The sequence below is a fragment of the Diaphorobacter sp. MNS-0 genome (genome assembly GCF_019602835.1).
In the GTDB taxonomy this organism is placed as follows: domain Bacteria; phylum Pseudomonadota; class Gammaproteobacteria; order Burkholderiales; family Burkholderiaceae_C; genus Diaphorobacter; species Diaphorobacter nitroreducens.
In genome coordinates, this window is the sequence record NZ_CP080761.1 from 1,853,582 (window position 1) to 1,876,647 (window position 23,066).

Consider the following 23,066-nt stretch of genomic DNA (forward strand, 5'->3'; position numbering starts at 1 on the left):
TATCGGTGCCGGGGCATGCCAAGAATGCCGTCTATACCCACCTTCCACCGACCGCAGCCCATGCCCTCCGTTGTTTCCCCACAGGATTGCTTGCAGGACGACGCCCCGGGCGCACAACTGCGCCGCGCCGAGCCCTGCCTATGGCTCAACCCGCACAGGCAGCCCATACCCGCCGCACGGCAGGCCGTGGCCGGTGATCACATTAGTCTGGATGATACGGAGAAGGCAGCGGCACGCTTCGCGCGCTTTGCGCCGCTGCTGGAGGGCGTGTTCCCCGAGTTGCAGGCGACGGGTGGCGTGATCGAGTCGCCCCTGTTACCCGCATCCAGCCTGCATGCCGCGGCGGGGCTCGTCGCGGGCCAGGGCGCGCTGTGGATCAAGGCGGACCACCGGTTGCCCGTGGCTGGGTCCATCAAGGCACGCGGAGGCATCCATGAAGTGCTGGAGCTGGCCGAGCGCCTGGCACTGCAGCACGGCCTGCTGACGCCGCGGTCCGGTGCCGACGACTACCGCGCCCTGGCAAACCCCGCTGCGCGCGCCGTGTTTGCGCGCTACACCGTGGCCGTCGGCTCCACGGGCAACCTGGGCCTGAGCATCGGCGTGGCGGCATCGGCGCTGGGCTTTCGTGCCGTGGTGCACATGTCGGTCGATGCCAAGGAATGGAAGAAGCAGCGTCTGCGCCAGCGCGGCGTGCAGGTGGTGGAGCACGCGGGTGACTACGAGGGCGCCGTGGCCGCGGGGCGCGCGCAGGCGGCGCAGGACCCGTTCAGCCATTTCGTGGACGACGAACGCTCGCTGTCGCTGCTGCTGGGTTACAGCGCCGCGGCGCTGCACCTGCGCCAGCAGTTGCAGGACGCGGGCATCGCCGTGGACGCGCAGCACCCCCTGTTCGTCTACCTGCCCTGCGGGGTGGGCGGGGCGCCGGCGGGCATCACCTTCGGCCTGCGGCAGGTGCTGGGGGCGCATGTGCACTGCTTCTTCGCGGAGCCCGTGCAGTCGCCGTGTTTCATGGTGCAAATGATGGCCGGACAGGGCGCACACCCCTCGGTGTACGACTGGGGCCTCACCAACCGGACGGAAGCCGACGGCCTGGCCGTGCCACGCGCGTCCCTGCCCGCGGCCGAGCTGATGGAGCCGTTGCTGTCGGGCTGCTTCACCGTGCGCGACGACACCCTGTTTCGCCAATTGGTGCAGGTGCTGGATGCCACGGGCGAGCGCATCGAGCCGTCCGCAGCGGCGGGCCTGAGCGGCCCCGGTTTCCTGACGGGCACCGAGACGGGCCGCACCTGGCTGCACGCGCAAGGGCTGTGGCCCCACCTGGCACATGCCACGCACCTGGTGTGGACCACCGGCGGGCTGTACGTGCCGCCCGAGGCCTACGCGCGCTTCGAGGAACGTGGCCGGGCCCTGGGTTGACGCGCCTTCGCCGAGTCCTGGCCCCACGAAAGGATCTGTTTTTTGACTGGCTTGACTGGAGAGAACGCCATGAACCGCAAGACGATGTTGTCCATGCTGGCCTGCGCACTGGGCGCCGCCGCTTTCGCCCCCGCGCATGCGCAGGAGGCGTTTCCCTCCCGGCCCATCACGCTGGTGATTCCGTTCCCCGCGGGTGGAGCCACCGATGTGCTGGGCCGCTTGATCGGCAAGAAGCTCGGCGACAAGCTGGGGCAAAGCGTGGTCATCGACAACCGCGCTGGCGCGGGCACGGTGATCGGTGCGAGCTACGTGGCCAAGGCCGCGCCGGACGGCTACACGCTGCTGCTGAGCTCAGGCACCACCTTCACGGTGAACCCGGCAGTGCGGCCCCGGCTGCCGTATGACCCCGTCAAGAGCTTCGATCCCATCGGCATCACCGGGCGCACGGGGCTGATCCTGCTGGCCAGCAAGAGCGTGCCGGTTAACGATGTGAAGCAGTTCGTCAGTGCCGTGAAGGCCGCGCCCGATAAGTATTCCTACGGCTCATTCGGCGCGGGCACGACCTCGCAGTTCGCGGGCGAGATGTTCTTTCATGCCGCGGGCCTGAAGATCCAGCATGTGCCCTACAAGGGCAGCGCGCCGGCCATGGTGGACCTGATCGGCGGGCAGATTCCGTTCACCGTGGACACGGTGTCGGCCGCGCTGCCCCAGCTCAAGGAGGGCAAAGTCAAGGCGATTGCCGTCACCACCGAGAAGCGCTCGACCCTGCTGCCCCAGGTACCCTCGCTGGCCGAGAGCGGTTACCCCGGCCTGAACATGGACACCTGGCTGGCCCTGGTGGCGCCCGCAGGCCTGCCTGCCGCGGTAAAGACGCGGCTGGAAAAGACGCTGGCCGAGGTGGTGGCCGACCCGGACACGCGCGAGCGCCTGCTCGCGCTGGGCTTTGAGCCGGCATTCGCCTCGTCGGCCGAGCTGGCCGCGCTGATCGAGCGGGAGCTGCCGCTGATGCGTGCCATCGCCCAGCGCGCGGGCATCACCGCCGACTGAGGCGCGGCTCATCCACAATGGCCCCTGGACCTTCTTCACGACCATGACTGCTGATCCCACGCTGGTGGAACTGTCCGCCAATGAACTGCGCCACCGCATCGGCACGGGCGAGATCTCGCCCGTCGAGCTGCTGCAAGCCTGCATCGACCGCATCGAGGCGGTGAACCCCTCTGTGAACGCCGTCACCGCCACCTGCTACGACCGCGCCCGCGCCGAGGCGCAGGCCGCCGAGCGGGCGGTACGCGCCGGCGAGCCCCTCGGCCTGCTGCACGGGCTGCCCATGGGCGTGAAGGATCTGGAGGCCACCGCCGGCCTGCTGACCACCTACGGCTCGCCCATCTACCGCGAGAACATCCCTGCGCAGGACAACGTGTTGGTGGCGCGCCTGCGCGCGGCCGGCGCCATTGTCACGGGCAAGACCAATATTCCCGAGATGGGCGCGGGCGCCAATTCGCGCAACGTGGTCTGGGGGGCCACGGGCAACCCGTTCGATCCGCGCCTGAACGCGGGCGGCTCGTCCGGCGGGTCGGCCGCAGCGCTGGCCTGCGACATGCTGCCCGTGTGCACGGGCTCGGACACGGGCGGCTCGCTGCGCATCCCTGCGGCCAAGTGCGGCGTGGTGGGTTTTCGGCCGTCGCCCGGCGTGGTGCCCAGCTCGCGCAAGCTGTTGGGCTGGACGCCGATCTCCGTGGTCGGCCCCATGGGCCGCACGATGGCCGAGGCTTGCCTGCAGCTGGCCGCATCGGCCGGCCTGTCGGCGGGCGACCCGCTGACCTACCCCCTGGACCCCCACAGCTTCCTGCACCTGGAGCCGGCCGACCTGGGCGGCCTGCGCGTGGGCTACACCGAAGACTTCGGCGCCTGCGCGGTGGACGACGGCATCCGCGCGGTGTTCCGCGCCAAGATCGGCGCCATGCGCCACCTGTTCCGCTCTTGCGAGGAGATCCGGCTGGACCTGGGCGAAGTGCACCGCTGCTTCGACGTGCTGCGGGCCGAGAGCTTCTTGGCCGGCATGCGCGAGGCCTACGAGCGCGACCCCGCCAGCCTGGGGCCCAACACGCGCGCCAACTACGAGATGGGTGCGGCCATGTCGCTGCTGGACAGCGCCTGGGCACAGGCCGAGCAGACGCGCATCCTGGCGCGCTTCCAGGAGGCGTTTGCCAACTTCGACGTGATCCTGGCACCCACCACGCCGGTCTCGCCCTTCCCATGGACCGCGCTGTACGCGAGTCACATCAACGGGGAACCCCAGGCCAACTATTACCGCTGGCTGGCGCTGACCTATGTGACCACGCTGACCACGCACCCCGCGCTCAGCGTGCCCTGCGGGCGCGACACGGCGGGTATGCCGTTCGGCTTGCAGGTGGTGGGGCGCTTTCGCGACGACCATCGCCTGCTGTCCATCGGCCTGGGGCTGGAGCAAGCCTTTGCCCGCATCGATGGCCTGCAGCGCCCGCGGCCCGACCTGGCCCGGCTGGGGCCGGTGCAACCCGCGCTCACCTCCATCGTCACCCACGCGCCGGACCCCGATGACGCGCGCGGCGTGCCGCGGCTGGGCGCACGCGGTACCGCGGAGCAGGCGTCGGCGGTCTGACAGTGATTGGCGAGGGAACCCATGCAACCCTATGACTTTGTGATCATCGGCGCGGGCATTGCCGGCGCCTCCGCCGGTTGGGAACTGGCCGCGCACCGCCGCGTGCTGCTGCTGGAGCGCGAGGCCCAGCCCGGCTACCACACCACCGGCCGGTCGGCTGCGCTGTACTCGGCCACCTATGGCACGCCCAACATCTGCGCACTCACACGGGCCAGCCGCGCGTTCTACGATGCGCCGCCGCCCGAATTCGGCAGCGCCCCCATCCTCACGCCGCGCGGCGTGGTGTACCTGGCGGGGCCCGACCAGCTCGACCTGCTGGAAGCCGCCTACGCCGAGGCGCTGCCGCGCAACCCGCAGGTGCGCCGCCTGACGCGCGAGGAGCTGCTGGAGCAGGCCCCGTGCCTGCGCCCCGAGGCCGTGGCCACGGGCATGAGCGAGCCCGGCGCCGCCGACATCGACGTGCATGCGCTGCACCAGGGCTACCTGCGCGGCCTGCGCCAGCGTGGTGGCGAGATCCGCACCCATGCCGAGGTGACGGCCCTGCAGCGGGGCGAGGAGGGCTGGCACATCACCCTGGCCGATGGCGAGGTGCTGCGCGCGCGCGCCGTGGTCAATGCCGCAGGCGCCTGGGCCGATGTGGTGGCAGCCCAGGCGGGCGTGCCGCCCATCGGGCTGGAGCCGCGCCGGCGCACGGCCTTCACCTTCCCCGTGCCGGCCGGCATGCAAGCGGCCCACTGGCCCGCTGTCATCGGCATTGCGGAGGACTACTACTTCAAGCCCGACGCGGGGCAGATGCTGGGCTCCCCCGCCAATGCCGATGCCGTGGCGCCGCACGACGTGGTGCCTGAGGAACTGGACGTGGCGCTGGGTATCCACCGCATCGAGCAGGTGACGTGCTTTCAGATCCGCCGCCCCTCGCACACCTGGGCGGGGTTGCGCTCGTTCGTGGCCGATGGCGACCTGGTCATTGGCTGGGACAACCATGTGCCCGGCTTCTTCTGGCTGGCCGCGCAAGGCGGCTATGGCATCCAGAGCGCGGCGGGCGCGGCGCTGCTGACGCGGCAGTTGGCACTGGGCGAGCCGCTGGCCCCGGAGCTGGCGCGCGAGGGTGTGGACGTGGCGGGCCTGTCGCCTGCGCGGCTGCGCTGAGCAAGGCCAGAGCTGAAGCCGGCCTGAGCCGCCGAAAAAAGCCAGCGCGCCGTGCGCGTCAGGCGTAGGTGTTGAGCTGCGTGCCCAGCGGGCCCCCGGTCGCCAGCGGTGGCTGGGGCAGGGCGGCGAGCAGGGTGGCGGCGGCCGTTTCCTGCGTGTCCAGGGCCTTCTTCAGCACGGTGACCTGGACGGCATCGGCCGTCTCGCGGCTGGCGAGGGCGCTGGCGGTGCTGACGATGGATTGGGTGAGGGCGACGTCCATGGCGATCTCCGGTGTACCTCTTGTTATCGGTCAGTTCACCGCGGATTCAAGGGTGCTTCTATAAACATAGCTGTTGGCGCTTGATACGTAAGAATTTCAAGCTGTTTTGGTGCTGAAAATCCATCCTGGCAAGCGCAGCCAGCTATTGTTTTTGTATCAGTCCAGCGCGCTCGCGCCGTAGGCCTCGCAGGCGGCGAGGTCGGAATCGCTGGCCTTGGGCAGGCGCGAGGCCGCGTCGCGCAGCGCCGTGCGCAGGCCTTCCTCCAGCACCGGATGGTAGAAGGGCATGCGCAGCAGGTCGTGCACCGTCAGCCGCTGCTCGACGGCCAGCGCCAGCAGGTGAGCCATGTGTTCGCCCGCAGGCGCGCACAGCTCGGCGCCCAGCAGACGGCCGCTGCCGTGCTCGGCGTACACGTTCAGGCGCCCGTGGTTGCACTGCGCCACGCGCGCGCGGCCCTGGCGCGCAAAGTCCACCGTGCCCACCACCCATTGCCCCTGGGGCAGATCGGCATGGCGCTGTCCCACCACGGCGGCATGGGGCTGGCTGAAAGTGATGGCCAGCGGCGTGCGCCGGGCGAAGCCGCGCGGCGTAGGCGCCAGGGCGTTCAACCCCGCAATGTGGCCCTCGTCCGCGGCTTCATGCAGCAGGGGGCGGTCGCCATCGGCATCGCCCGCGATGAAGACGGGCAGATCGCCCACCTGCAGGGTGCACGGATCGATGGGCGGGCGGCCCTTGTCGTCCAGCGCCACGCCCAGCGTGTCCAGCCCCAGGTGCTCCAGATTCGGGCGCCGGCCCATGGCGGCCACCACCTGGTCCACCACCACGGTCGCGCTGCCGTTGGTGACCTGTATGCCGCCGGCCACCTCGCGCAGCTCGGCCTTGTCGCCCACGTTGACGATGAATTCGTCCTTCAGCCGCGCCAGCAGCGCGTCGTTGATGGCGGGGTCGCTCAGGCCGGCCACGGTGTTGCCCGTGGCGAAGGCAATCACTTCCACCCCCAGCCGCGCGAGCGCCTGCGCGATTTCCACCCCCAGCGGCCCCAGCCCGATGACGGCCACGCGCGGGCCGAGCGTGGGTTGCTCGAACAGCGTGTCGGTGGTGAGGATGCGGTCGCCAAAAGCCAGCCAGTCCTCCGGCACGATGGGGCGCGAGCCCGTGGCGATGATGATGCGCCGCGCGGTGTGCACCTGGCCGTTCACTTCCACACGTTGCGCGTCCAGCAGCCGGGCGTGGCCGCTGATGGCGCGCTCGCCCGCGTCGGTGGCGGCCAGCGTGCCGGCCACGAAGTCATCGCGCAGCGCGCGCACGCGGCGCAGCACGGCGGGCAGGTCCACCCGCAGCGCATCCGCGCCCTCGATGCCGAAGGTGTGCAGCGCGCGCCGCGCATGGTAGGCGTTGGCGGCCTCGATGAGCATCTTGGCCGGCATGCACCCCACGCGCGCGCAGGTGGTGCCCCAGGGGCCGTCGTTCACGATGCGCCAGTGGTCGGTGCGCTTGCGCACCTCGCGCAGCGCCGCCAGTCCGGCGGACCCGGCGCCCAGGATAATCACGTCCAGCGGCTGGCTCATGGAGGGGCTCCTTGTCAATGCGGGCCGCCAGTGTCGCCGCGCGCGCCGGCGCGGCATGTAGGCGCGCAGGCATTGTTGGGCTTGCGTGGGCGCGGCCCGCCCCCGGTCTTCAGTCCGTGGATTCGCCCCAGGCCACGCGGCCCTGGCCTGCTTCGTTCACCTGGTGGACGAAGGCCTCGGCCTCGGCCTCGGGCAGGCGCAGTTGCAGCGTGACCAGCGTGGCATGCTGCACCTGCAGCAGCTGCACGCCAGCACCGTCGATCATGCGGCGCAGCAGTCCTTCCAGGGCGTAGGGCACGCTGCATTCCAGGGTGCGCATGCGCTGCAGCGGCACCTTGTCGGCCTGCAGCAGCGCCTGGGCCACGGTATCGGTATAGGCGCGCACCAGGCCACCCGCGCCCAGCTTCACCCCGCCGAAATAGCGCACCACGGTGGCCAGCACGCCCTCCAGGTCCTGGTGGCGCAGCACATCCAGCATGGGCCGCCCGGCGGTGCCGCTGGGCTCGCCGTCGTCCACTGCGGCGGACTGGCCGCCCGCCAGCAGCGCCCAGCACACATGGGCCGCGCCCGGGTGTTCGCGCCACAGCGCATCCACCACGGCCTGCGCGCTCGCGCGGTCGGCCATGGGCTGCACGCAGCCGATGAAGCGGCTTTTCTTGATGATGAGTTCGCTGTGAACGGGGGCGCTGAGGGTGTAGGGCATGGGGGCGGCCGAGCTTACCCCATGGGCCGACGGCGACAAGGGCCATGCGGGGGCGGTTAGGCGCAAAGGGGGCATGGCTTCTAAAATGCCCGGCCCCCCCTGCAGGCCCGCCCATGAACGCCCCGATCGATGTTTCCTTCTTCCCGCGCAACGCCAAGCCGTTGACCAGCTACCGCCCCTACTGGGCCAAGCGCTTTGGCGTGGCGCCGTACCTGCCCATGAGCCGTGCAGAGATGGAGCAGCTGGGCTGGGACAGCTGCGACGTGGTGCTGGTGACGGGCGACGCCTATGTGGACCACCCGAGCTTCGGCATGGCGGTGATCGGGCGGGTGCTGGAGGCGCAGGGCTTTCGCGTGGGGATCATCGCGCAGCCGGACTGGCAGAGCGCCGACGCGTTCAAGGTGCTGGGCAAGCCCAACCTGTTCTGGGGCGTGACCGCGGGCAACATGGATTCGATGATCAACCGCTACACGGCGGACCGCAAGATCCGCAGCGACGACGCCTACACGCCCGGCGACGTGGGTGGCAAGCGGCCCGACCGCGCCGCCGTGGTCTACAGCCAGCGCTGCCGCGAGGCGTACAAGGACGTGCCCATCGTGCTGGGCGGCATCGAAGGCTCTCTGCGCCGCATCGCCCACTATGACTACTGGAGCGACAAGGTGCGCCGCTCCATCGTGGTGGACAGCAAGTGCGACATCCTGCTGTTCGGCAACGCCGAGCGTGCCCTGGTCGAAGTGGCCCACCGCATCGCGCGGCGCGACCCGGTGGAGACCATCACCGACGTGCGCGGCACGGCCTTTGTGCGGCGCGCGTCCGAGCCCGGCTGGTTCGAGATCGACTCCACCGAGGTGGACGAGCCCGGCCGCGTGGATGAGCTGATCAATCCCTACATGACCACCAGCGAGCAGGCTGCGGCCCAGGGCCAGGCGTGTTCGCAGGAAGATGCTGCAAATTCAATAGCTGCCAGCGCTGATCCACAAAGCGCTGCAGGCCAAAAACCCTTGCGGACCGTGCAGATCGTGCCCAACCCGGCGCTGCCCTCCAAGGGGCGCAGCGGTCGGGCGCTGCCGCCGCGCGAGCGCACCGTGATCCGCCTGCCCAGCTATGAGCAGGTGAAGGCCGACCCGGTGCTCTACGCCCACGCCAACCGCGTGCTGCACCTGGAGACCAACCCGGGCAACGCCCGCGCGCTGGTGCAGGCGCATGGCGAGGGCGCGACGGCGCGCGACGTGTGGCTGAACCCGCCGCCCGTCCCGCTCACCACGGCCGAGATGGACTGGGTGTTCGGCCTGCCGTATGCGCGCAACCCGCATCCGCAGTACCTGGACGCGCAGGGCAGCTACGAGGGGCCCACCAAGATCCCGGCATGGGAGATGATCCGCGCGTCGATCAACATCATGCGCGGCTGCTTTGGCGGCTGCACCTTCTGCTCCATCACCGAGCACGAGGGACGCATCATCCAGAGCCGCTCGGAGGATTCCATCATTGCCGAGGTGGAGGACATCCGGGACAAGGTCAAGGGCTTCACCGGCACCATCTCCGACCTGGGCGGCCCCACGGCCAACATGTACCGCCTGGGCTGCAAGAGCCCAGAGATCGAGGCCGCCTGCCGCAAGCCGAGCTGCGTGTTTCCCGGCATCTGCCAGAACCTGCACACGGACCATGCGCCGCTGGTCAACATCTACCGCCGTGCGCGCAAGCTGCCGGGCATCAAGAAGATCCTCATCGGCTCCGGCCTGCGCTACGACCTGGCGGTGAAGTCCCCCGAATACGTGAAGGAGCTGGTACAGCACCACGTGGGCGGGTACCTCAAGATCGCGCCCGAGCACACCGAGGCGGGGCCGCTGTCCAAGATGATGAAGCCAGGCATCGGCAACTATGACCGCTTCAAGCAGATGTTCGAGCAGTACACCGAAGAGGCGGGCAAGAAACAGTTCCTGATCCCGTACTTCATCGCCGCCCACCCCGGCACTACCGACGAGGACATGCTGAACCTGGCCATCTGGCTCAAGAAGAACGGCTTTCGCGCCGACCAGGTGCAGGCCTTCTACCCCAGCCCCATGGCCAGCGCCACGGCCATGTACCACTCGGGCCGCAACCCGCTCACGCGCGTGCGACGGCAGATGCGCGACGTGGCCGAGGAACAGGTGGACGTGGTGCGTGGCGAAAAGCGCCGCCGCCTGCACAAGGCCTTCCTGCGCTACCACGACCCCAACAACTGGCCGCTGCTGCGCGAGGCGCTGAAAAGCATGGGCCGGGCCGACCTGATCGGTAACGGCAAGCACCACCTGATCCCCACCTTCCAGCCGCTGGTCGACGGCAGCTACCAAAGTGCCCGCAAGAAAAACAGCACCGGGCCCAAGGGTGGCGGGGCCGGCGTGGGCTACACCATCAACAAGGACGGCAAGGCCGTGGCGCTGCGCCGCCGCCCGCAGGAGCCGGAGGAGCCGCAGGGAGACGTGCGTTTTCGTAGCAGCGCGCCGCAGCCGGGCCGCATGCTCACGCAGAACACCGGCCTGCCGCCACGTGCCGGCACCGGTGCCCGCACTGGCAGCCGTGGCAATGCCGGCGGCAACGCGGCGGGCGCCGCGGGGCGCCGCCAGGGCGGGGCCGGCACCCCGGCGTCGGGCAAGGGTACGGGCCGGCGGCGCTGACGGGGCGGCACCCGGCCGTCAGCGCGCGGGACCGGCGGGGGCGGGCACCAGTTCCTCAATGACCAGGCGGCGGTAGTAGAACGCCGCCAGCGGGCCCAGCGGCTGCAGCAGGTCGCGCAGCGTCTCCGGAGCGTCGGAATCCGCGGCACGCAGCAACAGGCCGTGGGCGCCGTCGCTGGCCAGTTGCGCGATGCGGCGCACGATCACGCCCTCCGCACCGACCGAGGGCAGGGGTGCATCGGCATTGCCCAGCGTGCGCACCACATGTTCCAGGATCATCGGCGGCGTGGCGTGCGCCACGTCATCGCGACCCTGGGCCTGCAGCGCCTGGCCTGCGGAGCGCGCCGCCTCCTCGTTCGCAAACAGCGCGAACACATGGCCCGTGGGGTAGAAAGTCCCGGTCGCCGTGGTCATGCTCGGGTCGAGGGCGAAAGGCTTCATGGCGTCGTTCTCCAATGCGGCAAAAAACTGGACCCATTGGAGGCGCAGCAGCATCGCCTGGCTGTCGGGTGATGGAAGGCCGCGCTGTCGGACGTGGCCGCAGGGCATGCCGCAGATCCCGATAAAAACCGGCCCCGCCGCAATGCTGGTAAGCGCGAGCAGCTATAAAAAAGAAAGCACTTCGCGCAGCGTCTGCGGCCGCAGCGTCCACACCGCCAGTGCGGCGCAGTTCAACACCACCGTGCCCCAATACACCGCGCGGAAGTCCTGTTTACGCGATTTATGGCGCAGCCACTGCTGGGCCCACCATGCGGCAGGCCAGCCGCCCAGCAGGGCGAGCAGGTGCAGGTGGCTCTCCCGGGTGCGCCAGGCGCCGCGCTGGGCAGCGCTTTTGTCGAGGACATAGGCGAAAAAAGTCACCAGATTGAGTCCCGCTACGGCCACCAGCAGCCACAGTGGCAGGCGCTGTGCCCAGGCACCCCAGGCGAGCAGGGCCAGCCAGCCCAGCATCAGCAGCATGGCCAGGCGGGCGCCCGCAGGGGACGTGTTCTGCTGGCGCGCAGACCGGGGCCGCACCTGCGTGGTGCGCGGGTTTTTGTCGCCATCCCTGCGCCGCTCAGTGCCTTGCATGGCCAGTTCAGCGCAGGGTGTGCAGCGGAATGTCGCGCGACTGCGCCAGCGCGGTCAGTTCGTCACGGGTATGCCCCAGGAGGAAGCGGGCGATGGCTGCGTGGGTGGCCTGGTCGCGCATGTGCTCCATGTCGCCCCGGGCCGCGAGGCCTGCGGCCTCGCACAGGCGCGTGGCAAAGTGCGGCTCGAGAGCAGCCACGGCCACACGACCGTCGGCGCAAGGGTAGACGCGGTAGCCCGCGTGGGCACCGCCCACATCGCCCTGCGGTGTGGTCAGGCCCCAGTGCAGGGGCATCGCCAGCCACTGCGCGGCCTCGGCCAGTCCCACCTCGATGCAGACCCCCGTGCCCTGCTGCGCGCGTGCCAGCAGGGCCTGCAGAACGGCCTCGCTGGCCATGAGGGCACCAGCCATGTCGGCAAACAGCGTGGGGGGCACCTGCAGGCTGGCCAGCAGCCCGGTCTCGGCCTCGTAAGTGAGATCGTGGCCCGGTTCCTCGGCGCGCTCGCCCAGGGCGCCGACGATGCGCACCAGCGACAGGCGCGGGTAGCGCGCCTGCAGCGCCTCCCAGCCCAACCCGATTTTGGTCAGCGCCGAGGGGCGAAAGGATGTGATCAGCACGTCGGTGTGCGCCAGTTCGGCATGCAGCGCGGCCTGGCCTTCGTCTGTCTTGAGGTGGGCATGCAGCACGCGCACGCCCTGGTGCAGTTCACCGTAGGCAGCCGGGCTGTAGATGCCCATGGGGTCGGCGCTGGGCTGGCCCGGGGCCGGGGGCGGTTCAAGCTTGGTGCACTGTGCACCCATTTGGGCGCAGCGCAACAGGGCCGCAGGGCCCGGCAGGTTGAGTGCCAGGCTGAGGACGCGGGTATGCGCAAGCGGTGCGTTCATGCTCAGAAGGACTCCCATTCATCGTCCTTGCCCGCGCTGGCGGGTGGCGCCTTGGGCGTGCTGGGCGGAAGTGCGGCCACCGCCTTGGCTTTGGCGGGGGCGGGCGCGCGTTTGGCTGCGGGTGCCGCCGTGCGCAGAGCGGGGCGGGGGGCTGGTGCGGGCATGGGCGCCGGGGCCTGTGCTGCGGGAGCCTGCGGGGCTGCCGGGCGCACGGGCGTGTTGCCGCCCTGCGCACCGAGCTTGAAGACGGCCACGGTGTTGACCAGATCGGCCGCCTGGCTGCGCAGGCTGCTGGCCGCGGCGGCCATTTCCTCGACCAGTGCTGCGTTCTGCTGCGTGACCTGATCCATCTGTGTCACGGCTTCGCCGACCTGCGTCACGGCGGCGCTCTGCTCGCTGCTGGCCGCGCTGATCTCGCCCACGATGTCGGTCACGCGGCGAATGGAGCCCACCACCTCCTGCATGGTGGTGCCCGCCTGATCCACCAGGGCGCTGCCGGCCTCGACACGGTTGACGCTGTCGGTGATGAGGCTCTTGATTTCCTTGGCCGCTTCGGCGCTGCGCCCGGCCAGGCTGCGCACCTCGCTGGCCACCACGGCAAAGCCCCGGCCCTGCTCGCCGGCCCGGGCGGCTTCCACGGCCGCATTGAGGGCCAGGATGTTGGTCTGGAAGGCGATGCCATCAATGACGCTGATGATGTCGGCAATCCGCTTGCTGCTGTCGTTGATGCCCTTCATGGTGTCCACCACCTGGGCCACGACCTGCCCACCCTGAACAGCCACGATGCTGGCACTTTGGGCCAACTGGTTGGCCGCACGCGCGTTGTCGGCGTTCTGGCGCACGGTGGAGCCCAGTTGCTCCATGCTGGCGGCGGTTTCTTCCAGTGCGCTGGCCTGGCTTTCGGTGCGGCCCGACAGGTCCTGATTGCCCTGGGCAATTTCGGCACTGGCCATCGCCACAGATTCGGAACCGCTGCGTACCCGCTGCACGACATGTGCCAGCGATTCCTGCATGGCAGCGAGCGAGCGCAAGAGCAGCGATATTTCGTCCTTGCCATGGACTGGGATGCTGCGGCTCAGGTCACCATGGGCAACGGCGTCGGCGGCTTCCACGGCTTCTTTCAGGGAGCGGGTGATGTTGCGCATCACGGCCAGCCCAAAAAGCACACCAAAGGCGATCCCGAGGACAATGGAGCCGATCGAGAGAGCGCGCAGCGTGTTGTAGCGGCTGGTGGCGGCATTGAACTCGGCTTTGGTTTCATTCAGCTGCAGATCGACCAGGGCCTGTATGCCTTCCCGCAGGGGGGCATAGCCCGGGCGCACCATGGTGTCGTTGAGGCTTTTGCCTTTGTCAAAATCACCCGCCTGCAACGCGGCGACTGCAGGTTTGAGGGCTTCATTCACAAATCTGGTGTGGTCGGCCTCGAACTTGTTGGCCAGCACCTTCTCGGCGGCAGTCATGCTGGTGGCAGCGTACGCTACCCAGATCTTGCTGGTTTCCGCCAGGATTCGGTCGATTTCTGTAGCAGTGCGTGTGACTTCTTCGGGTGTGAAGTTGGCAAGGGCGCTGGTCAGCGCCAGACGGTTTTCCAGCAGGTTGGACTGGATTTGCGACAGCTGACCCAGGGGCACGGCACGGTCTTCGTACACGGTGCGCAGGCCTTCTTTGGTCTGGTCTGTGCCATAGAGGCCTATGCCTCCCACGATGAGCTGCAGGACGGACATCAGTCCGATGAGGAACACAAGGCGGGTCGAGATCTTGAAGTGATTCATGATGTGCAGTGGCGGGCGTCTATGGATTTGTTCAGATGCGCAGGGCGTCCGAATTATGCAAGGCTTGTAACGAAGTGTGAGATCCGTGCGAGATGGCTTCGGATATGCCAAAAAAAAAACCGCCCGGGAGGGCGGTTTTTGTGCACGTGATACTTACATCACCTTGGCAATGGCCTGGCAGACGTAGTCGATGTTCTTGCTGTTGAGCGCGGCCACGCACATGCGGCCGGTGTCGGTGCCGTACACGCCGAACTCATTGCGCAGGCGCACCATCTGGTCTTTGGACAGGCCGGAGTAGCTGAACATGCCGATCTGCGTGGTGATGAAGCCCATGTCCTGCTTCACACCGGCGGCCTTCAGGCCGTCCACCAGCTTCTGGCGCATTTCCTTGATGCGCACGCGCATTTCGCCCAGCTCCTTTTCCCACAGGGCGCGCAGCTCGGGGTTGTTCAGCACCGCGGCTACCACGGCGCCGCCGTGCGTGGGCGGATTGCTGTAGTTGGTGCGGATCACGATCTTGAGCTGCGAGAGCACGCGCGCGGCCTCGTCCTTGTCGTTGGCCACCACGGACAGCGCACCCACGCGCTCGCCGTACAGGCTGAAGCTCTTGGAGAACGAGGTGGACACGAAGATGTTCAGGCCGGCCGCGACGAACTTGCCGATCACGGCGCCGTCCTCGGCAATACCGTGGCCGAAGCCCTGGTAGGCCATGTCGAGGAAGGCCACCAGGCCCTTAGCCTTCACGGCGGCGATCACCTGCTCCCACTGCGCGGCGGTGATGTCGTAGCCCGTGGGGTTGTGGCAGCAGGCATGCAGCACCACGATGGTGCCGGGCGCGGCGGCGTTCAGGTCGGCCAGCATGCCGTCGAAGTCCACCTTGCGGTTGGCGGCGTCGTAGTAGCGGTAGCTGCCCACCTCGAAGCCGGCATTGGTGAAGATGGCGCGGTGGTTTTCCCAGCTCGGGTCGGAGATCAGCACCTTCGCGTTCGGGCTGATCTTCTTGAGGAAGTCTGCGCCGATCTTCAGGCCGCCCGTGCCGCCAATGGCCTGCACCGTGGCCACGCGGCCGGCCTTGACGACGTCGGACTCCGCGCCGAACACCAGGGCCTTGACCGCGTTGTCATAGGCGGCGATGCCGTCGATGGGCAGATAGCCGCGCGCAGCGGGCTTGTCCATCATGGCCTTTTCGGCCGCCTGCACGCACTGCAGCAGGGGCAGCTTGCCGTTGTCGTCGAAGTACACGCCCACGCCCAGGTTGACCTTGGCTGGATTGGGGTCGGCGGCGTATTGTTCGTTGAGACCCAGGATCGGGTCGCGGGGAGCCATTTCGACGGCGGTGAACAGAGACATGAAAAGTCCTTGAGGGGATGGAAATCTGACGACGGGACCTCACCTACGGTAGGCTTTCGGTCCACTCTTGATTTTAACGGCCGCCCCCGCGCGCCGTTTACCTCCGCCATGCATGAAGTCACCTCTGAGCCGGCCGCTGGCGCGGCGGACGGGCAGTTCGTCCAGTTTCCAGGTTCGCCCTTTTCGTTGTACCAGCCATACCCGCCCGCCGGTGATCAGCCCGAGGCCATCGCCAAGCTGGTGGAGGGCGTGCAGGACGGCGAGGTGTTCCAGACCCTGCTGGGGGTGACGGGCTCGGGCAAGACCTTCACCATGGCGAACGTGATCGCCCGCCTGGGACGGCCGGCCATCATCTTCGCGCCCAACAAGACGCTGGCCGCACAGCTGTACAGCGAGTTCCGCGAGTTCTTCCCCAAGAACGCCGTGGAGTACTTCGTGAGCTATTACGACTACTACCAGCCCGAGGCCTACGTGCCTCAGCGCGACCTGTTCATCGAGAAGGACAGCGCCATCAACGAGCACATCGAGCAGATGCGCCTGTCGTGCACCAAGAGCTTGCTGGAGCGGCGCGATGTGGTCATCGTGGCCACCGTGTCGGCCATCTACGGCATTGGCGAGCCCGAGAGCTACCACCGCATGATCATGACGCTGCGCGTGGGCGACCAGCTGAGCCAGCGTGACGCGATCGCGCAGCTGATCCGCATGCAGTACCAGCGCAACGAGCAGGACTTCAGCCGGGGCAAGTTCCGCGTGCGTGGCGACACCATCGATGTGTTCCCTGCCGAGCATTCCGAGCTGGCGGTGCGCATCGAACTGTTCGACGACGAGGTGGAAAGCCTGCAGCTTTTCGACCCGCTCACGGGGCGTATCCAGCAAAAAATCCCGCGCTTCACGGTGTACCCCAGCAGCCATTACGTCACGCCGCGCGACAAGGTGCTGGCGGCCGTGGAGACCATCAAGCAGGAACTGGACGAGCGGCTCAAGTTCTTCGTGGCCGAGGGCAAGTTGGTGGAGGCGCAACGGCTGGAGCAGCGCACGCGCTTCGACCTGGAAATGCTCAGCGAAGTGGGGCACTGCAAGGGCATCGAGAACTACACGCGCCACCTGTCGGGTTCTGCGCCTGGCGAGCCGCCGAGCACGCTGACCGACTACCTCCCGCCCGATGCGCTGATGTTCCTGGATGAGAGCCACCAGATGATCGGGCAACTCAACGCCATGTACAACGGCGACCGCGCGCGTAAGACTACGCTGGTCGAGTACGGCTTTCGCCTGCCGTCGGCATTGGACAACCGGCCGCTCAAGTTCGAGGAGTTCGAGAAGCGCATGCGGCAGGTGGTGTTTGTATCGGCCACTCCGGCTGATTATGAGAAGGAGCACTCGGGCCAGGTGGTGGACCAGGTGGTACGGCCCACCGGCTTGGTGGACCCGGAGGTGGAGGTGCGTCCCGCTACCCATCAGGTGGATGACGTGCTGCAGGAAATACGCATTTGCACGCAAAAGAATCAACGCGTACTCATTACGACGCTGACGAAGCGCATGGCGGAGCAACTGACCGATTACCTGAGCGACAACGGGGTCAAGGTGCGCTATCTGCACTCCGATATCGACACCGTGGAGCGTGTGGAAATCATTCGCGACCTGCGCCTGGGAGCCTTCGATGTCCTGGTGGGGATCAACCTGCTGCGTGAGGGGCTGGACATTCCTGAGGTCTCCCTGGTGGCCATCCTGGATGCCGACAAGGAGGGTTTCCTGCGCGCCGAACGCAGCCTGATCCAGACCATCGGCCGGGCGGCGCGCAACCTGCACGGCAAGGCCATCCTGTATGCCGACCGGATCACCGACTCAATGCGCAAGGCGATCAGCGAAACGGAACGCCGCCGCGCCAAACAGATCGCATACAACGAGGCCCGGGGTATTACGCCGCGCAGCATCGTCAAGCAGGTGCGAGACCTGATTGACGGCGTGTACAGCGAGAAGGCAGGCCAGGAAGCCCAGCGACTCCGCGAAGATGCGGCGCGGCAGGCCGAATTGGAGGAGATGTCCGAAAAGGACATTGCCCGCGAAATCAAGCGGCTGGAAAAGCTCATGCTGGAACACGCCCGCAACCTGGAGTTTGAGCAGGCTGCTCGGGTGCGCGATCAATTGACCCGTCTCAAGGACCGGGTGTTTGGAGCGCATGGCGGCGATCAAATCCCTGCCGCATGACCAGGCTTTGCGACCCTGCAGGAGAAAACGCGACTGTTTAGTCTAGTTACCCGACAAATTAATAGGGATTTGTGCTATACTTGTCTCAAATACTCAAGAAAGAGCCCCACTACAAACAAGGGCCTTGGAGGCTGCGACCGTAGCTCTTCAGGGAAAGGGTGGAGACGGTGCCCGGTTGGCTATACGCATGCCGCGGCGTTTCTATAACGATCAAGCCTAGACAAGGAGCTTGCGATGCGTCTCACAACCAAAGGCCGTTTTGCGGTCACCGCCATGATCGATTTGGCCCTGCGCCAGAACAACGGGCCCGTCACCTTGGCGGCCATCAGCCAGCGCCAACAGATTTCGCTGTCCTATCTGGAACAATTGTTCGGAAAGCTGCGCCGCCACGAACTGGTGGAATCCACGCGCGGCCCTGGCGGGGGTTATACGCTCGCCCGCAAGGCGGGCGATATTACCGTGGCAGACATCATCGTCTCCGTGGACGAGCCCATTGATGCCACGCAGTGCGGTGGCAAAGAAAACTGCCTGGGCGAGGCGGGCCGTTGCATGACTCACGAGCTGTGGGCCTCTCTGAACCAGCGCATGGTGGAATTCCTGGATTCCGTCACGCTGCAGAAACTGGTGGACGATCAGCTCGCCAAGGGCGTGCAAATCGAAGACAAGCCGGTCACGCGCCGCGCGATCTCCACCACGCCGGTGGTCAAGCCGATCCGTGTGAATGCACCCAATTCGGTGTTTGCCCTCGGCAACGCGTTCGCCAAATCTTGATCTGTAGGCTGACCCGCGCCGGCCACGGGCTGCGCGCGGGGCGGGCTCGCCACGTCGACCCTATTGCTTTCTGATGCCAGCCAGAACCTTTCACTGAGCCAGCCATGGACATGACTCCGCATTTCCCTATCTATCTTGACTACGGCGCCACGACCCCCGTGGACGGACGGGTCGTCGACGCGATGATTCCCTGGTTGCGCGAACACTTCGGCAACCCGGCGTCGCGCAGCCACGCCTGGGGCTGGGAGGCCGAAGAGGCTGTGGAGCAAGCCCGCGGCCATGTGGCCGATCTGATCGGCGCCGACCCGCGCGAGATCGTGTGGACCTCGGGCGCCACTGAATCCAATAACCTCGCCATCAAGGGCGCTGCCCATTTCTACCAAGGCAAGGGCAAGCATCTCATCACCGTGAAGACGGAGCACAAGGCCGTCCTTGACGTGATGCGTGAACTGGAGCGCCAAGGCTTCGAGGTGACCTACCTTGATGTGCAGGAGAACGGCCTGCTCGACATCGAGGAGTTCAAGGCCGCCATCCGCCCTGACACGATCCTGGCCAGTGTCATGTTCGTGAACAACGAAATCGGCGTGATCCAGGACATTCCCCAGCTGGGTGCGCTTTGCCGCGAGAAGGGCATCATTTTTCACGTGGATGCCGCGCAGGCCACCGGCAAGGTCGAAATCGACCTGACCCAATTGCCCGTGGATTTGATGAGCCTGGCTTCGCACAAGACTTACGGACCCAAGGGCATCGGAGCCCTCTACGTGCGCCGCAAGCCGCGCGTGCGCCTGGAAGCGCAGATGCATGGTGGCGGCCACGAGCGCGGCATGCGTTCGGGCACGTTGCCCACCCACCAGATTGTGGGCATGGGCGAGGCCTTCCGCCTGGCCAAGCTGGAAATGGCCCAGGATTTGGAAAAGGTCCAAGCGCTGCAAAAGCGTCTGCTGGACGGTCTGAAGGATGTGGAGCAGGTCTTTATCAACGGCGACCTGGAGCGGCGCGTACCCCACAACCTGAACATGAGCTTCAACTTCGTGGAAGGCGAATCCCTGATCATGGGCATCAAGGGACTGGCGGTGTCTTCCGGGTCGGCTTGCACTTCGGCGAGCCTGGAACCCAGCTATGTGCTGCGCGCCCTGGGCCGCAGCGATGAGCTGGCCCACAGCAGCCTGCGCATGACCATTGGCCGTTTCACGACGGAAGAAGAAATTGACTACGCGATCAGCACCATCCGGCACAACGTCGCCAAGTTGCGTGAGTTGAGCCCCCTCTGGGAGATGTACCAGGATGGGGTGGACCTGAGCACCATCCAATGGGCAGCTCACTGACCACACGCGGAACGACGGAATACAGGAGAAACACACCATGGCTTACTCGGACAAAGTGATTGACCATTACGAGAACCCCCGCAATGTGGGTTCCTTCGACAAGGGTGACGACTCGGTGGGCACCGGCATGGTCGGTGCGCCGGCTTGCGGCGACGTGATGAAGCTGCAGATCAAGGTGAACCCCGATACGGGTGTGATTGAGGATGCGCGCTTCAAGACCTACGGCTGCGGCTCCGCCATTGCGTCCTCGTCGCTGGTGACGGAATGGGTCAAGGGCAAGACGCTGGATGAGGCTGCCTCGCTCAAGAACAGCCAGATCGCCGAAGAGCTGGCGCTGCCGCCGGTGAAGATCCACTGCTCCATCCTGGCGGAAGACGCCATCAAGGCCGCCGTCAACGATTACAAGGCCAAGCACGGAGCGGCTGTCGAGGCCGCCTGAAGACCATGGCGATCACGTTGACCGAAGCTGCCGCGCGCCATGTGACGCGCTACCTCGCCCGGCGGGGAAAGGGCGTGGGCGTGCGCCTGGGTGTCAAGACCACCGGGTGCTCAGGCCTGGCTTACAAGCTTGAATATGTCGATGAGCAGGCACCCGAAGACGTTGTGTTTGAAAATCACGGCGTCAAGGTGCTGATCGATCCCAAGAGCCTTGCTTATATCGACGGGACCGAGTTGGATTTTGTGCGCGAGGGCCTCAATGAAGGCTTTCGCTTCAATAACCCGAATGAGCGCGACCGCTGTGGTTGTGGAGAGAGCTTCCGCGTGTGAGCACGCCGTAGGCCGCTTATTGCACAGGACCGCCATCGCCCGCCGCGCTGGCGGTTTTTTTTATTGCCATGAACCTCCAATCCGACGATTTCGAACTTTTTGGCGTGCCACGCCGCTTTGCGCAGGACCGCGACGCTCTGGACGCGCGGTGGAAGGACCTGCAGCGCGAAGCCCATCCCGACCGGTTTGCGGCGCAGGGCGCCGCCGCCCAGCGTGTGGCGATGCAATGGTCGGTGCGCATCAACGAGGCATACCAACGCCTGAAGGATCCTTTGAAGCGGGCGGCTTACCTTTGCGAACTGGGCGGCTCGCCCATCCGCGCCGAGGACAACACCGCCATGCCCGCGGCCTTCCTGATGCAGCAGATGGAGTGGCGCGAAGCCCTGGATGAGGCCCGCAGTGCTGCGGAGCTTGACGCGCTGGACGACACCACCCATATGGCGCGGCAAGTGGCGTTGGCCCGTTGTGCGGAACTGCTGGACCAGCAGCAGGACTATGCCGGCGCAGCCCGCGAGGTCAGAGCCCTCATGTTCATTGCGCGATTTGCGCACGACATCGATTTGCGCCGAGAGCAACTGGGACAATAGGCGCTTTATTCGGTCACTCCTGCCTGGGCGTGCGCTTGCGGGCCCCGGCTTTTCCACACTCATTTCATGGCGCTTCTGCAGATTTCTGAACCAGGGCAATCGCCCGATCCTCACCAGCGGCGCGTTGCCATCGGCATTGATCTGGGCACCACGCATTCGCTGGTGGCGGCGGTGCGCAACGGGGTCGCCGAGTGCTTGCCCGATGCGCAGGGCAGGGTGCTTTTGCCTTCCGTCGTTCGCTACCTGGGCGGGGGCGGGCGGCAGATCGGCTACGAGGCCGCTGCAGCGCAGATGCAGGACCCGGCCAACACGGTGTCATCCGTCAAGCGATTCATGGGCCGGGGCCTGGGCGACATCACGGGGCGCGAGAAGCTGCCTTACAACTTCATTGCAGCGACCGACAGTGGCGGAATGCTCTCGCTGTCCACCGCGGCAGGCGTGAAATCGCCGGTGGAAGTCAGTGCCGAGATCCTTGCCACGCTGCGCTACCGTGCCGAAGACAGTTTCGACAGTGACCTTTACGGCGCCGTGATCACGGTGCCCGCATATTTCGACGACGCGCAGCGCCAGGCGACCAAGGATGCCGCCCATCTCGCGGGCCTGAATCTGCTGCGCCTGATCAACGAGCCGACGGCCGCCGCGATTGCCTACGGGCTGGACAACGGAGCCGAAGGCGTCTATGCCGTGTACGACCTGGGCGGTGGCACGTTCGATATCTCCGTGTTGCGCCTGGCGCAAGGGGTGTTCGAAGTCATTGCCACCGGGGGGGACTCGGCCCTGGGCGGCGACGATTACGACGCGGCTCTGGCCGAGTGGGTGATGCAGCAGACAGGTGTTCGGGCGAGTACGCCCGAGGACAAGACGGCGGTGCGCTTGGCCGCGCGCGCCTGCAAGGAAGCGCTGACTGCTACTGATAATGTAGCTTTTACCGCAGATGTGGCGGGCGCTACAGTGCAATTTGATGTTAAGCGTGAAGATTTTGCTGCAGTGACAGCGGATCTCACCCAGCGCTCCCTGGCGGCGGTGCGCCGCACCCTGCGCGATGCGCAGATCGAGCGCGATGAGGTCAAGGGCGTGGTGCTGGTGGGCGGCTCCACGCGCATGCCGGTCGTGCGCACCGCGGTGGCCGAATTCTTCGGCCGTGAACCGCTGACCAACCTCAACCCGGACGAAGTGGTGGCCATCGGCGCGGCCATCCAGGCCAACCAACTGGCCGGCAACGATGCGGCCGGCGATCTGCTGCTGCTGGACGTGATTCCGCTGTCGCTGGGCATCGAAACCATGGGTGGGCTGGTCGAACGCATCATCGGCCGCAACGAGACCATTCCCACGGCCAAGGCGCAGGACTTCACCACCTACAAGGACGGCCAAACCGCTCTTGCCATCCACGTGGTGCAGGGCGAGCGCGACCTGGTGCAGGACTGCCGCAGCCTAGCGCGCTTTGAGCTGCGGGGCATTCCCCCCATGGCAGCGGGCGCGGCGCGCATCCGCGTCACGTTCACGGTCGATGCGGATGGTCTGCTCAGCGTGGCTGCGCGCGAGCAGGCCAGCGGTGTGGAGGCGCGTATTGACGTCAAGCCGTCCTACGGGCTCAGCGACGAGCAGATCGCGCGCATGCTGCAAGAGGGCTTTGCGACCGCGCAGCAGGACATGCAGACGCGCGCATTGGTTGAAGCCCGTGTGGATGCCGACCGCCTGCTGATCGCCACGCAGAGCGCACTGGACGTGGACGGCGATGTACTAACGGCCGCGGAGCGCACGGCGATCGACGACCTGATGCATGCACTGCGCGCCACGCTGGAGACCAGCACCGACGCGGCGGCTGTCGAGGCCGCGGCGCAGGCCCTGGCCAAGGGCACCGAGGCATTTGCCGCGCAGCGCATGAACCGCGGTATCCGCCAAGCCCTGGCAGGCAAGAACGTCAGCGCCCTCTGAGC

The 23,066-nt window shown here is 67.0% G+C and carries 20 protein-coding genes; 12 read left to right on the forward strand and 8 right to left on the reverse strand.

Annotation, left to right across the window (positions count from 1 at the left end):
• Window positions 1-60 precede the first annotated feature (60 nt).
• The 4 genes from K2L43_RS08945 to K2L43_RS08960 all read left to right on the forward strand — a co-directional run bounded on the left by K2L43_RS08945 (window position 61) and on the right by K2L43_RS08960 (window position 5,206).
• Window positions 61-1,416: a D-serine ammonia-lyase gene (locus tag K2L43_RS08945; protein ID WP_220638902.1), complete on the forward strand. Its 1,356-nt coding sequence runs from the start codon at window positions 61-63 to the stop codon at window positions 1,414-1,416.
• 69 nt (window positions 1,417-1,485) lie between these two features.
• Window positions 1,486-2,463, forward strand: coding sequence for a tripartite tricarboxylate transporter substrate binding protein (locus K2L43_RS08950; RefSeq protein WP_015913179.1), 978 nt, complete (start codon window positions 1,486-1,488; stop codon window positions 2,461-2,463).
• Window positions 2,464-2,506: 43 nt separating this feature from the next.
• On the forward strand, window positions 2,507-4,057 hold the full coding sequence (locus tag K2L43_RS08955) for an amidase (RefSeq protein ID WP_220638903.1): 1,551 nt from the start codon (window positions 2,507-2,509) through the stop codon (window positions 4,055-4,057).
• Window positions 4,058-4,078: 21 nt separating this feature from the next.
• On the forward strand, window positions 4,079-5,206 hold the full coding sequence (locus K2L43_RS08960; protein ID WP_220638904.1) for an FAD-binding oxidoreductase: 1,128 nt from the start codon (window positions 4,079-4,081) through the stop codon (window positions 5,204-5,206).
• A 58-nt stretch (window positions 5,207-5,264) separates the two neighbouring features.
• On the opposite strand, the gene K2L43_RS08965 is transcribed toward K2L43_RS08960, so the two are convergent.
• The 3 genes from K2L43_RS08965 to K2L43_RS08975 form a co-directional block, all read right to left on the reverse strand.
• Complete coding sequence (locus K2L43_RS08965) at window positions 5,265-5,468, reverse strand: YjfB family protein (RefSeq protein WP_011805454.1); 204 nt, start codon at window positions 5,466-5,468, stop codon at window positions 5,265-5,267.
• 156 nt (window positions 5,469-5,624) lie between these two features.
• On the reverse strand, window positions 5,625-7,037 hold the full coding sequence (locus K2L43_RS08970) for a dihydrolipoyl dehydrogenase (protein ID WP_220638905.1): 1,413 nt from the start codon (window positions 7,035-7,037) through the stop codon (window positions 5,625-5,627).
• 109 nt (window positions 7,038-7,146) lie between these two features.
• Entirely contained in the window at window positions 7,147-7,740 is a 594-nt protein-coding gene (locus K2L43_RS08975) for a YigZ family protein (RefSeq protein ID WP_220638906.1), read from the reverse strand.
• Window positions 7,741-7,853: 113 nt separating this feature from the next.
• Between K2L43_RS08975 and K2L43_RS08980 the strand changes: the two genes are divergently transcribed.
• Window positions 7,854-10,394, forward strand: a complete 2,541-nt coding sequence (locus tag K2L43_RS08980; protein WP_220638907.1) for a YgiQ family radical SAM protein — start codon at window positions 7,854-7,856, stop codon at window positions 10,392-10,394.
• A gap of 18 nt (window positions 10,395-10,412) precedes the next feature.
• Here the strand turns inward: K2L43_RS08980 and K2L43_RS08985 are convergent, their stop codons facing one another.
• From K2L43_RS08985 to K2L43_RS09005, 5 genes are all read right to left on the reverse strand, one after another.
• Window positions 10,413-10,835, reverse strand: coding sequence for a hypothetical protein (locus K2L43_RS08985; protein ID WP_011805450.1), 423 nt, complete (start codon window positions 10,833-10,835; stop codon window positions 10,413-10,415).
• Window positions 10,836-10,997: 162 nt separating this feature from the next.
• Window positions 10,998-11,465: a DUF1294 domain-containing protein gene (locus K2L43_RS08990; protein WP_047350335.1), complete on the reverse strand. Its 468-nt coding sequence runs from the start codon at window positions 11,463-11,465 to the stop codon at window positions 10,998-11,000.
• Window positions 11,466-11,472: 7 nt separating this feature from the next.
• Window positions 11,473-12,351, reverse strand: coding sequence for a CaiB/BaiF CoA-transferase family protein (locus K2L43_RS08995; RefSeq protein ID WP_047350336.1), 879 nt, complete (start codon window positions 12,349-12,351; stop codon window positions 11,473-11,475).
• 2 nt (window positions 12,352-12,353) lie between these two features.
• Window positions 12,354-14,123: a methyl-accepting chemotaxis protein gene (locus tag K2L43_RS09000; RefSeq protein WP_011805380.1), complete on the reverse strand. Its 1,770-nt coding sequence runs from the start codon at window positions 14,121-14,123 to the stop codon at window positions 12,354-12,356.
• A gap of 153 nt (window positions 14,124-14,276) precedes the next feature.
• A complete protein-coding gene (locus tag K2L43_RS09005; protein WP_011805379.1) occupies window positions 14,277-15,473 on the reverse strand; it encodes an amino acid aminotransferase in 1,197 nt (398 codons plus the stop codon).
• Between the two features lie 108 nt (window positions 15,474-15,581).
• On the opposite strand from K2L43_RS09005, the gene uvrB reads away from it, so the two are divergent.
• From uvrB to hscA, 7 genes are all read left to right on the forward strand, one after another.
• A complete protein-coding gene (gene uvrB / locus K2L43_RS09010; protein ID WP_103738699.1) occupies window positions 15,582-17,678 on the forward strand; it encodes an excinuclease ABC subunit UvrB in 2,097 nt (698 codons plus the stop codon).
• A 234-nt stretch (window positions 17,679-17,912) separates the two neighbouring features.
• Window positions 17,913-18,449: a Fe-S cluster assembly transcriptional regulator IscR gene (gene iscR, locus K2L43_RS09015; protein ID WP_011805376.1), complete on the forward strand. Its 537-nt coding sequence runs from the start codon at window positions 17,913-17,915 to the stop codon at window positions 18,447-18,449.
• Window positions 18,450-18,553: 104 nt separating this feature from the next.
• Window positions 18,554-19,774, forward strand: coding sequence for an IscS subfamily cysteine desulfurase (locus tag K2L43_RS09020; protein ID WP_220638908.1), 1,221 nt, complete (start codon window positions 18,554-18,556; stop codon window positions 19,772-19,774).
• A 37-nt stretch (window positions 19,775-19,811) separates the two neighbouring features.
• The gene (gene iscU / locus K2L43_RS09025) at window positions 19,812-20,213 is read left to right on the forward strand and encodes a Fe-S cluster assembly scaffold IscU (protein ID WP_011805374.1); all 402 of its coding nucleotides are present in this window, start codon (window positions 19,812-19,814) and stop codon (window positions 20,211-20,213) included.
• 5 nt (window positions 20,214-20,218) lie between these two features.
• On the forward strand, window positions 20,219-20,542 hold the full coding sequence (gene iscA / locus K2L43_RS09030; RefSeq protein WP_011805373.1) for an iron-sulfur cluster assembly protein IscA: 324 nt from the start codon (window positions 20,219-20,221) through the stop codon (window positions 20,540-20,542).
• Between the two features lie 68 nt (window positions 20,543-20,610).
• A complete protein-coding gene (hscB, locus tag K2L43_RS09035; protein WP_011805372.1) occupies window positions 20,611-21,129 on the forward strand; it encodes a Fe-S protein assembly co-chaperone HscB in 519 nt (172 codons plus the stop codon).
• 66 nt (window positions 21,130-21,195) lie between these two features.
• The gene (gene hscA / locus K2L43_RS09040; RefSeq protein ID WP_047350341.1) at window positions 21,196-23,064 is read left to right on the forward strand and encodes a Fe-S protein assembly chaperone HscA; all 1,869 of its coding nucleotides are present in this window, start codon (window positions 21,196-21,198) and stop codon (window positions 23,062-23,064) included.
• The last annotated feature ends 2 nt before the right edge of the window (window positions 23,065-23,066 follow it).

Excerpts from the sequence above, each read along its gene's own strand:
- K2L43_RS08975 (WP_220638906.1), bottom strand. The coding sequence starts at position 7,740 with ATGCCCTACACCCTCAGCGCCCCCGTTCACAGCGAACTCATCATCAAG.
- iscA (WP_011805373.1), top strand. The coding sequence starts at position 20,219 with ATGGCGATCACGTTGACCGAAGCTGCCGCGCGCCATGTGACGCGCTAC.
- iscU (WP_011805374.1), top strand. The coding sequence starts at position 19,812 with ATGGCTTACTCGGACAAAGTGATTGACCATTACGAGAACCCCCGCAAT.
- K2L43_RS08970 (WP_220638905.1), bottom strand. The coding sequence starts at position 7,037 with ATGAGCCAGCCGCTGGACGTGATTATCCTGGGCGCCGGGTCCGCCGGA.
- uvrB (WP_103738699.1), top strand. The coding sequence starts at position 15,582 with ATGCATGAAGTCACCTCTGAGCCGGCCGCTGGCGCGGCGGACGGGCAG.
- K2L43_RS08955 (WP_220638903.1), top strand. The coding sequence starts at position 2,507 with ATGACTGCTGATCCCACGCTGGTGGAACTGTCCGCCAATGAACTGCGC.
- K2L43_RS08950 (WP_015913179.1), top strand. The coding sequence starts at position 1,486 with ATGAACCGCAAGACGATGTTGTCCATGCTGGCCTGCGCACTGGGCGCC.
- K2L43_RS09000 (WP_011805380.1), bottom strand. The coding sequence starts at position 14,123 with ATGAATCACTTCAAGATCTCGACCCGCCTTGTGTTCCTCATCGGACTG.
- K2L43_RS08985 (WP_011805450.1), bottom strand. The coding sequence starts at position 10,835 with ATGAAGCCTTTCGCCCTCGACCCGAGCATGACCACGGCGACCGGGACT.
- K2L43_RS08945 (WP_220638902.1), top strand. The coding sequence starts at position 61 with ATGCCCTCCGTTGTTTCCCCACAGGATTGCTTGCAGGACGACGCCCCG.
- K2L43_RS09020 (WP_220638908.1), top strand. The coding sequence starts at position 18,554 with ATGGACATGACTCCGCATTTCCCTATCTATCTTGACTACGGCGCCACG.
- hscA (WP_047350341.1), top strand. The coding sequence starts at position 21,196 with ATGGCGCTTCTGCAGATTTCTGAACCAGGGCAATCGCCCGATCCTCAC.
- K2L43_RS08990 (WP_047350335.1), bottom strand. The coding sequence starts at position 11,465 with ATGCAAGGCACTGAGCGGCGCAGGGATGGCGACAAAAACCCGCGCACC.
- iscR (WP_011805376.1), top strand. The coding sequence starts at position 17,913 with ATGCGTCTCACAACCAAAGGCCGTTTTGCGGTCACCGCCATGATCGAT.
- K2L43_RS08960 (WP_220638904.1), top strand. The coding sequence starts at position 4,079 with ATGCAACCCTATGACTTTGTGATCATCGGCGCGGGCATTGCCGGCGCC.
- hscB (WP_011805372.1), top strand. The coding sequence starts at position 20,611 with ATGAACCTCCAATCCGACGATTTCGAACTTTTTGGCGTGCCACGCCGC.
- K2L43_RS08980 (WP_220638907.1), top strand. The coding sequence starts at position 7,854 with ATGAACGCCCCGATCGATGTTTCCTTCTTCCCGCGCAACGCCAAGCCG.
- K2L43_RS08965 (WP_011805454.1), bottom strand. The coding sequence starts at position 5,468 with ATGGACGTCGCCCTCACCCAATCCATCGTCAGCACCGCCAGCGCCCTC.
- K2L43_RS08995 (WP_047350336.1), bottom strand. The coding sequence starts at position 12,351 with ATGAACGCACCGCTTGCGCATACCCGCGTCCTCAGCCTGGCACTCAAC.
- K2L43_RS09005 (WP_011805379.1), bottom strand. The coding sequence starts at position 15,473 with ATGTCTCTGTTCACCGCCGTCGAAATGGCTCCCCGCGACCCGATCCTG.